This window comes from Streptomyces sp. RLA012, from assembly GCF_056270325.1.
The window spans coordinates 10,350,938-10,363,148 of record NZ_JBWDPA010000002.1 but is presented as its reverse complement, the minus strand read 5'-3'; the positions used below and the strand labels follow the sequence as shown (position 1 = coordinate 10,363,148).

The following is a 12,211-nucleotide window of genomic DNA, read 5'->3' as shown; positions in this document are numbered from 1 at the left end:
AATTGTGAACGAGGACCGGAGTGGCACCAGCCAGCACATAGTACGTGTGCAGGCCAGGCCGCTCCTACCTGCAAGTTTGCTGGTCAGCGGGCGATTTGACAGTCGCCGGATGTTCGTGCTCGTGCGCTGGAGTCAGCTGGTGTTGCCGTCACTACTGCCGTCAGCGGTCTACACCGCCTGGGGAATTCCAGGAATTCCGAATGCGTGTCAAGCGGCTTTGTCGTGCGGGGTGAGGCTGATGGTCAGGTCGGCGCCGAGAGCCTGAGCCAGGCGGCGCAGGAGGGGAAGCGTGGGCACGGTCCCGCCGCCTTCGAAGCGGGAGATCTGCGGCTGCTTCATCCCGCACCGCTCGGCCAGCTCGGCCTGGGACAGCCCGAGCTCGATGCGCCGGTCGTGGACGAGTTGCCCGAGCTCACGGGCGAGCGCGGAAGGCGGGTCCTGCATGGTTCCTCCCCGCCTCAGGCCGCTGGGGCGACGATGGTGACGGTGGGCTCGTCTCCGCCGGCGAGGTGCACGTCCACCGTGAGGTCCAGTGCGCGGGCCAGGCGCATGATGACCGCGATGGGCGGCAGCTCGGTGGCCGTCTCGATGCCTTCGATGTCATCGACGTCGACGTGCATGCGCTCGGCGAGATCGGCCTCGCTCAGGCCCAGCTGCTTACGCCGGTCGTAGACGGCCTTGCCCAACGTCATGGCCAGGCCGGCCTCTTCGTAGACCCGGTCGTACTCGGGGTCAGCGTCCAGGTGTTCGCCCAGCAGCTGGCGGTGGCGACGGGTCCTCCATTCGCTGTGGTTCATCGGTTCTCCTTGAGGTTGCGGCTGTAGAGGTCGTGCTCGGCGGCGGCTTCATGCTCTGCCTCGCACAATCGCTGTGCGGCGTGGGCACGGTCCACTTCGGCCTGCTCGCGCATCTTGGTCTTGCGGAACACGGTGAGCAGCACGACACGTCGGCCGGGTGCCAGCCAGTAGGTGATCCGCTGATGGGCATCGCCCAGGCGGAAGCGCAGCTCGCGGAGCTTGCCGCCCAGATGGCGGGAGTGCGGTTCGTCGAGCGTGGTGGGCTGCTCGGCGAGCAGGTCGGCGACGCGTTCGGCCTGCTTGTAGTGATGGGCGGGAATGTTCTCCAGCCACAGCCGCACCTCCGGCTCGATCTCGATCGAGTACCGCCCACTGTCCATAGCGCCGATGATATATGGCATGGGGTGCGAGAGCGCGACTTCGTACTTCAGGTCGTGTGCCGTCGCCGCGACCGCAGCCGCTCCAGCGTCGCACGCCCCCGGTACTCCCCCCCTTCGCCCTGATGCCACGGCGCCGCCCGCAAACCAGCGGCAGCCTGCCGAGGCGGCGCAGGGTCGGCTTCTTTCGGCAGGATCGGGCCAGAGCGGGAGAGGCAGCGTACGGCCGGGCTGGTGCGTCGCCCAGTCTGGCGGCGCGGGGCCGGGGCGGGAGGAGTCGGCCCCTGGTCGGCCATGTGCCTGCGATCCGGCCGCAGGACGGTCGTCGGCGACAACTTGCTGTGCGACGTGAGGCCGCACGTTCTGAAGTGAGGTCCGTCTCGTGAAGAGGTTCAGGCACGACAAATCCTCCGGATTAGTGTCTCAAATCTGTCCCCGCGCTCACATGCGTTGCTGGAAACGGCAGGGTGTGAAGCTGAGCGTTCAAGCCCAAGGGCAACTCGGCCATCGAGATGCCACAGGTGAGGGGAAGGCTGGACGGGCGAACTCGCGTGAACCCCTGGTAAATGTCTCGTCATATCGACCCTGCAGATGGTTTGCATTCGGCAGGGAGTGGCCCGCGCTGCGAGGCGCAGACGGCATCCGGCGCAAGCAACGCCGGTTGTGGGACACCGTCGGCCACGGGACAGAGGGGGCGCCCACCCCAGCCGCAACTTCAGCGTGTGGAACACGGAAACCCTGTTGGGGTCCGGAATCGACCGGTAAGCCGACCGCAAGGAAGGCCCAAGTCCCCAGCTGGAACAGGATGACCCAAGAAGCGAACGCCGGTAGGCCGAAAGGCCAGGGGAAAACCGAGGAGCGGCCGACTTCACGCGCCTCTGGGCATAACCCGCCGGATACGGGTACTGGTGACCCGGCCCGAAAGGGCGCCGACGTGGGTCAGGTGAGCCTTTGAAGCCCCAACGCAAGGACGCCGGAACCGAAGGACAAGTTGGATGCCGGAGGCGTGGATGAGCACCACAGTGGCAGGAGCAACTGCCCTTGCGCCCGAGGTGAACGGACCAGAGGACGGGAAACTCGACTGGCACGGCATCGACTGGGCCACATGCGGGGAGAACGTACGGCGGCTGAGGCAGCGGATCTTCAAGGCATCGCGGGAAGGGGACCACAAAAGGGTCCGTAACTTGCAGAAGCTCATGCTGCGAAGCCACAGCAACACGCTCGTCAGCGTGAAGCGGGTAACCCAGCAGAGCAGTGGACGAAAAACGGCCGGAATCGACGGGAAACGTGCCCTCACCCCTGAGGCGAGGGCACGGTTGGCGACCGAGACCCATCGGTCGGCACGCCCCTGGAGAGCCCTGCCGGTGAAGCGTGTGTACATCCCCAAAGCCAACGGGAAGCAGCGCCCGCTCGGCATCCCGGTCATCGGTGACCGGGTGCTCCAGGCCCGCGTGAAGAACGCGCTGGAGCCCGAGTGGGAGGCGCGATTCGAGGCGAGATCCTACGGGTTCCGCCCTGGTCGCAGCTGTCAGGACGCCATCGCGGCCATCCGGGCCTCGGCCCGAGGAAAGCTGGCCAAGCGCCGCTGGGCGCTGGATGCCGACCTGGAAGGGGCCTTCGACCGAATCAGTCACGACCACCTGAACGCCATGATCGGGCAGTTCCCCGCCAGGGACCTGATCCGCGGATGGCTGCGGGCCGGCGTGATGGAGAACGGGCGATGGGCACCGACCGTGGAGGGAACTCCACAGGGCGGTGTCATCAGCCCCTTGCTGCTGAACATCGCGCTCCACGGGATGGAGCAGGCAGCGGGATTCCGATACGAGCGGAACAAGGCCCGAAAGGGCTGCACCGCCTCCGGAGTACCCGTATTGATCCGATACGCCGACGACTTCGTGGTCCTGTGCCACACCGAGGAAGAGGCATACCGGGTCAAGAAGGAACTGACGGACTGGCTTGCTCCCAGAGGTCTCTGCTTCAACGAGGCGAAGACTCGGGTCGTACACCTCGACGAGGGGTTCGACTTTCTGGGATTCACCGTGCAGCGGCACGGCGAAAGCCTGTCCATCAGGCCGAGTAGAGAGGCTTGCAAAAAGCTCCGGAGACGGCTCCGGGAGGAAATGCTGCGCTTGCGCGGCGCCAACTCCCTCGCCGTGCTGGCCAAGTTCGTCCCGATCGTTCGGGGATGGACCGCCTACTACCGGGGCGTGGCCTGTAATCGAGCGTTCAACTCGATGGACTACTACATGTTCAAGCTCCTCTACAAGTGGGCGAAGCGCGGCCACGAGAACCGCTCGGGGCTGTGGATCAAGAACCACTATTTCGGCAGGTTCAACAAGGCCCGGCAGGATAAGTGGGTTTTCGGTGACCGGCATACGGGTGCCTATCTCTCCAAGTACGCCTGGGTCCGCCACGCCAGATACATCCCGGTGAAGGGGGCCGCATCGCCGGACGATCCGTCCCTTGCGGGGTACTGGCAGGCCCGTCGCCGCCTGAAAACGCCTCCGCCGATGGACAAGACCAGCTTGTACCTGGCGGCCCGGCAGAAGGGCGTATGCCCGCTCTGCCGACAGGCGTTGATCAGCGGAGCCGAATACGAACCGGACAGCCCACGGGAGTGGATTGAATGGTTCGCGGCGTCGAAGAAGATGCTCAACAAGCATCACTTCGTTTACCGCCGAGACGGCGGCACGGACCAACGAACCAACCTTCGCCTGGTACACACCGAGTGCCACCGCCAGCATCATGCGGGTGACAGCAAGCGGACTCAGAGGTAGCCCGTTCGGGTGATGCCCTCGGGGCTTGCTTGAGCCGGATGCGATGAAAGTCGCACGTCCGGTTCTGAGGGGGCCGGGGCGCAGCAATGCGCTCCGGCTACCCGACCCGCCAGGAGCCCGGTTCCGGTCATCCCGGCAATCTGGCCGGTTGCCGCTCTCGCAGTCCTGGACCGTTCCCTTGCCGGGGCGGCTGACCTCCCGAGCGAACAGCGGGCTTGTCGGCGACGGCGGTCAGCCAATGCGGGCGGGGCCCGCCTTGAACCTCGTAGAGAAAATCTGAACGCACGCCCTCCGCCCTCCGCCCTCATCCGGCAAGGGGGTCAGCGGTCGCTGGTCTCCAGGGACTCGACACGGGCGCGGAGTTCGGCGAGCTGCTCGACGGCCTCGGCCAGCGCCTGCTCCAACGCCTCAACGCGGGCCGTGGTCCTGCCCGCAGGAGCGCTCGCCTCCCCCGGGCCTTCGTCCTTGGTGTGGTCGTAGTGAGCTACGAAGGCGCCCTTGCCGGGACGGGAGACCGCCCACCCCTCCTGCTTGAGCAGGGTCATGGCCTTCTGCACGGTCAGGCTGGAGGCCCCGAACTCCCGCATCAGCAAGGCCTGCGTCGGCAACGCGTCACCCGGCCGCAGCCCGCCGGAGCGAATCTGCTCCCGCAGGGTCTCGGCGATGACCTCGAACGTCAGCTGCACCCCGCCACCCGCCGGCCTGCGCCCGCGCCGCGTCGCCTTTACGCCCGCCACCCCGCCGCCTTCCATGCCGTCTATCAGCTATTTCCGGCCCGTCCAAACCGGGAAACCGGCCCCACACTACCCGCGTCCCGCCGCCCACAGAAAGGAATGAGGAGGGATGCACTTGAATGCGCCAGTGGGCCGATGTTAACGTCACGCACCCGCTGGTGATCAACACCGCGCCCCGCCGACCAGCCCTTACTGGTCCGGCCCCGCGCCCAACTCCGAGGCGCCCCGTTCCTCTGTGAGCCGATCACTTCGGCCTGCCCACGTCACCCCGCGCCGTACCGCTTCCGCGCTCCCGCCGAAAGGCCGCTTTCCGCATGCCCGCACAGCTTCAACTCTCGTATCCCGCGACCGTTCCGACCGCCTCGCGTCCGTCGTCGGCGTTCACGACGCCGACCTACCCGGCGGACGTCACCGCCTCTGCGGCGACAGGGCGGGCGCTGGAGCGTCGCGCCAGGCTCACCGCCAAGCTGGCGAAGCTCGCCGCCACCGGCCAACTCGCAGCCCTCGCACGACAGATATCCGGACTCGGCGGCTGCGCGCACCCGATCCGCCTGACCGGGCACCGTACGCGCCTGGACGCCGTTACCGGTGCGATCCTCGACCACTTCGACTCCGGCCGGCTGCCGGCGGGCGAACTGCTGGTCCGCTGCGGCAACCGCCGTGCCACCCGCTGCCCGGCCTGCTCCAGCGTCTACCGCTACGACACCTACCAACTCATCGCCGCCGGAATGCGCGGTGGCAAGACCGTCCCTACCAGCGTCGCCGTGCACCCGCGCGTGTTCGCCACGCTCACCGCGCCCGGCTTCGGGCCCGTCCACAACCAGCCCGACACCGGCCGCTGCCACTGCGGCCAGGTCCACCCCCGACGACGACCCGCTCCTCGGCACCCCGCTCGACCCCGAGCACTACGACTACACCAGCGCGGTGCTGTGGAACGCGCACGCCCCGGCGCTGTGGGCCCGCTTCACCACCCACCTACGCCGCGAGATCGCCAAGGCCGCCGGGCTCACGCAGCGCGCGCTGCGCCATCACTCCACCCTCTCGTACGCCAAGGTCGCCGAGTACCAAAAACGCGGCCAGGTCCACTTCCACGCCGTCATCCGCCTCGACGGACCTGCCGGCCCCGGCAACACCCCGCCCGCCTGGGCCACCGTCCAGCTCCTCGACCACGCCGTCCGCGCCGCCGCCACACGCACCCGCGTCCACCACGGGGGCGAACCGACGAAGCGACCGCAGCCCGCCGGGGACATCCCCGCGTCCCAGCCCCAAGACTCAAATCGGGCGGGCCGGTTGGTGTTCCGCTTCGGGCGACAGATCGACGTCCGCGCGATCCGCAGCACGGACTTCACTGGAGACGGCCCGGTCACCGACCGGCACGTCGCCGCCTACATCGCCAAGTACGCCACCAAGGGCGCCGAGACCACCACCGGCACCCTCGACCGCCGCCTCCGCTTCCTCGCCGAACTCGCCGGCTACGACATCACCGACCACGCCCGCCGCATGATCCACACCGCCTGGCACCTCGCCACCCACCGCCAGCACACCCACCTCCGCCTGCGGCAATGGGCCCACATGCTCGGCTTCCGAGGCCACTTCTCCACCCGCACCCGCCACTACTCCACCACCCTCGCCCACCTCCGAGCCGAACGCACCGCCTGGCGAACCAGCCAACTCGACACCCAGACCCCAGCCCCAGCACCGGCACCGGCACCGGCACCGGCACCGGCTGAAACGCAGGTCGGTCAGACAGGCGGCAGGCCGGTCGGTGACCGCGCCGGACACTCCACTGACCTGGCCGCCGGTCACCGTCTCGGTCACCGCAACATCGCCGGTCAGCACGTGGACTCGGACACCACGCTGGTCATCTCCCACTGGCAGTACACCGGAACCGGCCTCCTACCCGAACTCGAACACCTCGCCAACCTCCTGACCGCAACACGGCAAACCCGACCCGAACAACCGACCCGAACCCGACGCTCGAAGCGCTCCGGCGACCGCACCGGTCACCCAGTCGGTCACTCCACTGATCGCCTGACCAGTCCTGTCCGACCTGGGGCCATCGCGTGACCGCCGGCACGGAACTCCTCACCGTCCCCCAGGTCATGGAACGCCTCCAACTCGGCCGCACCGCCGTCTACGACCTCATCCGCACCCGGCAACTCGCCTCCCTCACCCTCGGCCGCGCCCGCCGCATCCCCACCCACGCCCTCACCGACTTCATCCACACCCGCCTCGAACAGGAAGCCGCCTGATGACCACGCCCCGCGACACCCCCGCCTCCCGCCGCGTCCGCGCCAACGGCGACGGAACCGTCTACCAGCGCAAAGACAGCCGCTGGGAAGCCGCCGGATACGTCCTCGCCCCCGGCAACACCCGCAAGCGCATCCGCGTCTACGGCACCACGCGCAAAGACGCGCTGGCCAAACTCACCGAGAAGATCGCCGCCAGCAACCGCGGCCTCCCCATGCCGTCCGCACAGGGCAGCCTGGCCGCGTACCTGACGTACTGGCTGGAGAACGTCGCCATCCACCACCTCCGCGAGAACACCCACACCCGCTACGCCGCCTGCGTCAACCGGTACCTCGTCCCCGGCCTGGGCAAGAAGAAGCTCAGCAAGCTCACCGCCAAGGATGTCCGCACCTGGCTCAACCAGCTCCGCACCACCTGCCAGTGCTGCGTACGCGGCCTCGACACCGCCCGCGATGAGCCCCGCTGCTGCGCTGCCGGAGAGTGCTGCTCCAGGCGACTCTCGCCGCTGGCCCTGGCCTACGTGCACTCCGTGCTCAAGTCCGCTCTGGAGCACGCCGTCCGGGAGGAAGAGATCCCGCGCAACGTCGCCCGCAACGTCCGCACCGGCACACCCCGACCCCGCCGCTTCGAACCCCTCACCGCCGACGAAGCCCGCCAGCTCCTCAGCGCCACGCACGGTCACCGGCTGCATGCCCTGTTCGAACTCGCGCTCCACACCGGCCTCCGCAAGGGCGAACTCCTCGGCCTGCACTGGGAAGACCTCAACCTCGACACCGGCACCGCTGCCATCCGCCGAACTTTGCAGCGCACCAGCACCGGCGGACTCACCACGTTGCCCACCAAGACCCGGGCCTCCGAGCGCCGCGTTGCTCTCCCGCCTCGCTGCCTCCATTCGCTGAAGCAGCACCACGAACAGCAGCAGCGCGAGCGTGAGGCAGCAGGCACCGAGTGGCGTCAGAACGGGTACGTGTTCACCACGCCGCAGGGCCGTGCGATCGACCCGACCAACCTCACGCGCACCTTCACCATGCTCCTCCGCAAGGCTGGCCTCCGCCGCATCCGTTTGTTGAGTCGGCCCGGGGCGCGGTGCCGGGATTGCTCCCGGTCCGTTTCCCCGGACCGCTCGCCGAACCCGCCGTACCGATCTCTCGGTAACGGGCTCTCCACGGTGTCAGCCGTCAGGCAGTGGCAGGCCAAGGGGTTGGGATCTTGTTGCCCCGGTAGGTGTAGCGGGTGACCGCCACCTTCTCGATCCGGAAGAACTCAATCCCGTCCGCTGCGATCCGCCAGCGCCCGGTGGCGGCGGTCAGATGGCGGCGGAGTTGTCCCCAGCTCCAGCCGTGGCGGGCTCTCAGCAGGTGGGCGAGTCTCCAGAACGTGAAGTCGTCCAGTTTGCTGAAGGTCCGTTTCGCCACGGCATGTTTGAAGTAGTTGGCCCAGCCTCGCATGATCTGGCCCAGCCGGGTCAGGGTCGATGCGAGGTCCCACTGCGATGTCTTGTGCGTCAGGGCACGGATCTTCGCCTTCAACGTCCGGACGGGCCGGGCATCGATGAAGGTGTAGACGTACCACTTGTTCGTCCCCCTCTTGCGTTTCCACCGGATACGGAAGCCGAGGAAGCTGAACCCGTCACTCATGTGGACCACCTGGGTTTTGGCTGGTGACAGCCGCAGCCCCATGGTGGCCAGCACACGGGCGACGTCTTCGCGCAGCGCTTCGGTGTCCTCACGCGAACCATGCACCAAGATCACGAAGTCGTCGGCATAACGGATGATCCGCCACGTCGGCCGGCCACGGGAGTGCCGGTAGGTTCGCTTTCCCCGGGTGGACATCGTCCCGCCGTCCTTCCACGGCGCCATCACGTGCTCGTCGAGCGCGGACAGCGCGATGTTAAAGATCAACGGCGACAGGATGCCGCCCTGGGGTGTGCCGGTATGGGTGTTGCGCTGCTCACCGAGTTCGGTGAGCACACCGGCCTTGAGGAACGCCTTGACCAGGGCCAGCACGCGCTTGTCCTTGACGCGTGTCCGCACTCGGTCCATGACGAAGGAGTGCGAAAGGTTGTCGAAGGCCGCCTCGATGTCCGCGTCCAGCACCCACCGGTAGCCCCGGGTGCCGAAGTGGTGGATCTCGGCGATCGCGTCGTGCGGCCTGCGCCGGGGCCGGAATCCGTAAGAGACCGGCACGAAGTCGGCCTCAAAGATGGGTTCCAGCACCAGTTTCAGCGCTGCTTGGACGACCCGGTCGGCAAGCGTGGGAATGCCCAGCTTGCGGACCTTTCCCGACCCACCCGGCTTGGGGATCTTTCGTTCCCGCACCGGCAGCGGCCGGAACGAGCCGTCCTTGAGGGCGGCCCGCAGATCATCCAGGAAACCGGGGACCCCGATCTCCTCCTCGACCTCAACGGCCGTCAGGCCGTCGACGCCGGGAGTGTTGGCCCCCTGATTGCCCGCGACCCGGACGAACGCCATGATCAACGTGGCCGGGTCGTACACGAAGTTGAACAAGTCATCGAACCGGCGGCCCGGATCGGCCGCCGCCCAACGGTGAAGCTTGGTCTGCATCCCCGATACCCACGTCCACGACCCGCCAGGTCCCGGACGCAGAGCGCCGCCGTTCAGCAGTGCATCTTCCGGCATTACAGTCTCCAGTCCTTCTCGAAACCGCTGCCGCCCTTCCCCATGCGCGCGGGCTTTCCCCGGCTCGGAGTACTACGGCGGCTCCGCCCCGTCCCAGGCCGATCGGCGGTCGGTGAGCCCAGCCCCAACCCCCCGCGCTGGATACGCGGGCTGAGGGCAGACCCGGAACGGTTCCCGTGTTCACAGTGATTCGCTCGTCGAAGTAGGAGCCCGACTATGCCCCTGCGGCATCGCTGCGAGTACGCCGCAGTCCTTCCTCGCAGCCTCCCTGGCAGCTCATGCCCACCGCCTCAGGAGTTCCCCGCCCACACGCTCGACGGGTGCGCGCCGCCCCCGGCCCAGATCCACCAGGTTCGAGCCGGTGCCGCATCAAGGGGGTGTCACACGCCGGTTCCTCGCGTACTCCTCTCCGTCCCGCTAGCCGGACCCGCACCATCTGGCAGTACTGGCACGTCCCGGCGTTGTCAGGGCTGCTCCCACCCTCCCCGGCACCACCCGGCTCAGGCTGCCCCCAGCTCCACCGTCCCGCTGCGACGGGATCAGCGGCGAAGGCCTCTCACCCCCACTCGAACCACTGCGCCTCACGGCGCACCCACGACCTCCGGCACTCGACCGCCACCTTGCTCCTGGAGCAGGGGGTTGAGCTGGTGGTGATCAAGGAACTTCTCGGCCACGCCCACATCGGCGTCACCGCCACCGTCTACGCGCACGTCCGGCTCCGCCTCCAACGCGACGCTATCGACATCCTCGGCCACGCCCTCGACCGCCCCTGACACACGTACGGCAACGGCGGCGGACGCCAGGTGGCGTCCGCCGCCGTTGCCGTCATCTACTGCCGTCAAGCCGCAAAACGGCCCCTGTAGGTGACACCTACAGGGGCCGCATCTTTGCGCTTGGATGCGCAGCGAATCGGAAGCCCTAAATCGGCTCGCCCGCCACTCCGCTAAATCCGACGAGGCCGTTCCTCTTCGCCATGTCAAGAATCTCAGGGAGATAATCCAGTTGGCGGACGGAAAGGGTCAGGAGGACGTACTTGCCCGCATCATCCGGTTCCTCTTCCAGGTCGAACCGAGACGGCTCAAGAACGTCGTCCACATCTGGCCATCTAGTCAGCAACTCCTCCCGGAACCGCAATACGTCAGGGCTCACGACAAGGTCGCTGGTGTCACCCTCGGCAAGGTTGTCGAAGATTTCCTCAGGATCCCCAACACCGCGCTTCCAGAAGCTGAAGTCGCTACTCACTGGCCATCCTCTCAGGTTAGGGGTTGCAGATTGGACACACTGTACCGCGCCGGACGACCGAGGTTTCAAACCCGTACGTCTTCGCTAGCCATTCGTCCTTCCTGCGCTGACCCCTGGTGTAATTCGATTTATTCACCTTCACCTCATAAATGTGAAGGTTTCCGTCCGGGTTCCTGACTGCGATATCCACTTGACGCCTACCGTAAGGGGTCCACAAATCAAGTCCATTCCCGTAGCTCTCGCTATAGATATCAGACTTGTTGTAGAACTTCTCAAACGTCTCCGTCATTTCATCGACACCGGCAGCGCCACGGGCTTTGTCATGCGGGCGAATGCCGCAGTTGCTGTTGTGAACGAGGACAGGGGTCTCGCCCGCCAGCACATAGTACGTGTGGAGGGTACCGACGGTGAGGTCGTACGTGGTGCTGCGCTGGTGGAAGTTGCGCACCCCGCGGATGACGACCGTCGTACCGTCCGGCTGACGGAGCTTTGTGCCCGAGGTGAGGTAGTGGGCATCGGTCCAGCGGTGGTAGGTGGCGTCCCGGAACCGATTTCGATCCTACGCTGTTGGCGGGTCGACCACTATTGCAAAGTCCCTAATATCGCCTAGCGCGTCCTCGGCAATGCCGCCCAAAACCGCATCGCCGAGATGCCCCTCCAGAAATTCAATGATTCGGTTACTAACCTCTCCGCGCATCCGCCCAAGATGACCCATGCAAGTAACCGCCAATGCTCGCAAGGCCGGATCATTCGCTTCATCTACCTCGCGAAGCAATAGATCTTCCAGCCAAAAACGATCTGGATCATGATACGTGAGGGAGAGGAGTGCCTGAGTCGACCGAGTTAGATCGTCACTAGCCAGTCCATTCAGCATGTCCATACGCCACACTAGTACTCCAGCTGTAGATCGTGATCTTGCTGGCCCGGTACCAGGTCTCGGGCCGAACTGATCCCCATCTCAATTGGTTCGGTCCGATGTGCTCGCTGTCTCAGCTGGAGTGGTCAGTGGAGGGGCTGATGGTGCTGTCCCTGCCGTAGAAGCGGCCCTGATCACACAGGGCGTCGATCTCGGCGTTGTCTTCCTCGCTCAGTTGCTCGTCCAGCGCGACACTGATGACGTGTCGGGCTCGGGACAAGCGCCGGGCGACATCCCAGTCGACGATGAACTTGGCGATGGTGTGCTCGTCGGCGGTTCCGAATGCCATGCGGGATCCGAGTTGGTCGAGGGAAACCACGAACTCGTTCAGGTCCTGCAGGACTGCGACGGCCTCGTTGAGGGGTATGCGGATCTCTCGGGAGGACATGTCCATCGGCCGACTCAACTCCAGAGCTGGTGCTTCGGCCCTGACCGTGATCCTGCTGGTCGGGGCCGGTCCGGGAACGGGTGCGGCCACC

The 12,211-nt window shown here is 66.6% G+C and carries 11 protein-coding genes and 3 pseudogenes; 5 read left to right on the top strand and 9 right to left on the bottom strand.

Annotated features, from left to right (window positions below; genetic code table 11):
• Positions 1-207: 207 nt before the first annotated feature.
• The 3 genes and pseudogenes from RV986_RS47075 to RV986_RS47065 form a co-directional block, all read right to left on the bottom strand.
• Positions 208-423, bottom strand: a pseudogene (locus RV986_RS47075) (helix-turn-helix domain-containing protein); the annotation flags it as partial.
• 35 nt (positions 424-458) lie between these two features.
• Complete coding sequence (locus RV986_RS47070) at positions 459-797, bottom strand: helix-turn-helix domain-containing protein (protein WP_103815984.1); 339 nt, start codon at positions 795-797, stop codon at positions 459-461.
• The gene (locus RV986_RS47065; RefSeq protein ID WP_019886780.1) at positions 794-1,177 is read right to left on the bottom strand and encodes a type II toxin-antitoxin system RelE/ParE family toxin; all 384 of its coding nucleotides are present in this window, start codon (positions 1,175-1,177) and stop codon (positions 794-796) included. The genes RV986_RS47070 and RV986_RS47065 overlap by 4 nt, the downstream gene beginning before the upstream one ends.
• A 1,007-nt stretch (positions 1,178-2,184) precedes the next feature.
• On the opposite strand from RV986_RS47065, the gene ltrA (RV986_RS47060) reads away from it, so the two are divergent.
• Positions 2,185-3,951, top strand: coding sequence for a group II intron reverse transcriptase/maturase (gene ltrA / locus RV986_RS47060; protein WP_475917395.1), 1,767 nt, complete (start codon positions 2,185-2,187; stop codon positions 3,949-3,951).
• A 320-nt stretch (positions 3,952-4,271) separates the two neighbouring features.
• On the opposite strand, the gene RV986_RS47055 is transcribed toward ltrA (RV986_RS47060), so the two are convergent.
• Positions 4,272-4,637 carry a GntR family transcriptional regulator gene (locus RV986_RS47055; RefSeq protein WP_475923230.1) on the bottom strand — a complete coding sequence of 122 codons (366 nt, stop codon included), beginning with the start codon at positions 4,635-4,637 and terminating at the stop codon, positions 4,272-4,274.
• Positions 4,638-4,999: 362 nt separating this feature from the next.
• On the opposite strand from RV986_RS47055, the pseudogene RV986_RS47050 reads away from it, so the two are divergent.
• The 3 genes and pseudogenes from RV986_RS47050 to RV986_RS47040 all read left to right on the top strand — a co-directional run bounded on the left by RV986_RS47050 (position 5,000) and on the right by RV986_RS47040 (position 8,172).
• Positions 5,000-6,752, top strand: a pseudogene (locus RV986_RS47050) (replication initiator).
• Positions 6,749-6,937 carry a helix-turn-helix domain-containing protein gene (locus RV986_RS47045; protein WP_365434528.1) on the top strand — a complete coding sequence of 63 codons (189 nt, stop codon included), beginning with the start codon at positions 6,749-6,751 and terminating at the stop codon, positions 6,935-6,937. The pseudogene RV986_RS47050 and the gene RV986_RS47045 overlap by 4 nt, the downstream one beginning before the upstream one ends.
• On the top strand, positions 6,937-8,172 hold the full coding sequence (locus tag RV986_RS47040; protein WP_475923229.1) for a tyrosine-type recombinase/integrase: 1,236 nt from the start codon (positions 6,937-6,939) through the stop codon (positions 8,170-8,172). Before RV986_RS47045 ends, RV986_RS47040 begins: the two co-directional genes overlap by 1 nt.
• On the opposite strand, the gene ltrA (RV986_RS47035) is transcribed toward RV986_RS47040, so the two are convergent.
• On the bottom strand, positions 8,114-9,499 hold the full coding sequence (gene ltrA / locus RV986_RS47035; RefSeq protein ID WP_475917391.1) for a group II intron reverse transcriptase/maturase: 1,386 nt from the start codon (positions 9,497-9,499) through the stop codon (positions 8,114-8,116). The genes RV986_RS47040 and ltrA (RV986_RS47035) overlap by 59 nt on opposite strands.
• 662 nt (positions 9,500-10,161) lie before the next feature.
• Here ltrA (RV986_RS47035) and RV986_RS47030 point away from each other — a divergent pair.
• Positions 10,162-10,347: pseudogene (locus RV986_RS47030) on the top strand (tyrosine-type recombinase/integrase); the annotation flags it as partial.
• A gap of 145 nt (positions 10,348-10,492) precedes the next feature.
• Here RV986_RS47030 and RV986_RS47025 read toward each other — a convergent pair.
• The 4 genes from RV986_RS47025 to RV986_RS47010 form a co-directional block, all read right to left on the bottom strand.
• Positions 10,493-10,816: a hypothetical protein gene (locus tag RV986_RS47025; RefSeq protein WP_475923228.1), complete on the bottom strand. Its 324-nt coding sequence runs from the start codon at positions 10,814-10,816 to the stop codon at positions 10,493-10,495.
• A gap of 16 nt (positions 10,817-10,832) precedes the next feature.
• A complete protein-coding gene (locus RV986_RS47020) occupies positions 10,833-11,264 on the bottom strand; it encodes a hypothetical protein (RefSeq protein ID WP_475923227.1) in 432 nt (143 codons plus the stop codon).
• A 111-nt stretch (positions 11,265-11,375) separates the two neighbouring features.
• Positions 11,376-11,696 (bottom strand): hypothetical protein, encoded by a 321-nt coding sequence (locus RV986_RS47015; RefSeq protein WP_475923226.1) that lies wholly within the window; start codon positions 11,694-11,696, stop codon positions 11,376-11,378.
• A gap of 109 nt (positions 11,697-11,805) precedes the next feature.
• Entirely contained in the window at positions 11,806-12,126 is a 321-nt protein-coding gene (locus RV986_RS47010) for a hypothetical protein (RefSeq protein WP_475923225.1), read from the bottom strand.
• Between the last annotated feature and the right edge of the window lie 85 nt (positions 12,127-12,211).

What these genes read in the sequence shown, in the direction of transcription:
- ltrA (WP_475917391.1), bottom strand. Translation starts at nt 9,499, where the DNA reads ATGCAGACCAAGCTTCACCGTTGGGCGGCGGCCGATCCGGGCCGCCGG.
- RV986_RS47010 (WP_475923225.1), bottom strand. Translation starts at nt 12,126, where the DNA reads ATGGACATGTCCTCCCGAGAGATCCGCATACCCCTCAACGAGGCCGTC.
- RV986_RS47070 (WP_103815984.1), bottom strand. Translation starts at nt 797, where the DNA reads ATGAACCACAGCGAATGGAGGACCCGTCGCCACCGCCAGCTGCTGGGC.
- RV986_RS47065 (WP_019886780.1), bottom strand. Translation starts at nt 1,177, where the DNA reads ATGGACAGTGGGCGGTACTCGATCGAGATCGAGCCGGAGGTGCGGCTG.
- RV986_RS47015 (WP_475923226.1), bottom strand. Translation starts at nt 11,696, where the DNA reads ATGGACATGCTGAATGGACTGGCTAGTGACGATCTAACTCGGTCGACT.
- ltrA (WP_475917395.1), top strand. Translation starts at nt 2,185, where the DNA reads ATGAGCACCACAGTGGCAGGAGCAACTGCCCTTGCGCCCGAGGTGAAC.
- RV986_RS47040 (WP_475923229.1), top strand. Translation starts at nt 6,937, where the DNA reads ATGACCACGCCCCGCGACACCCCCGCCTCCCGCCGCGTCCGCGCCAAC.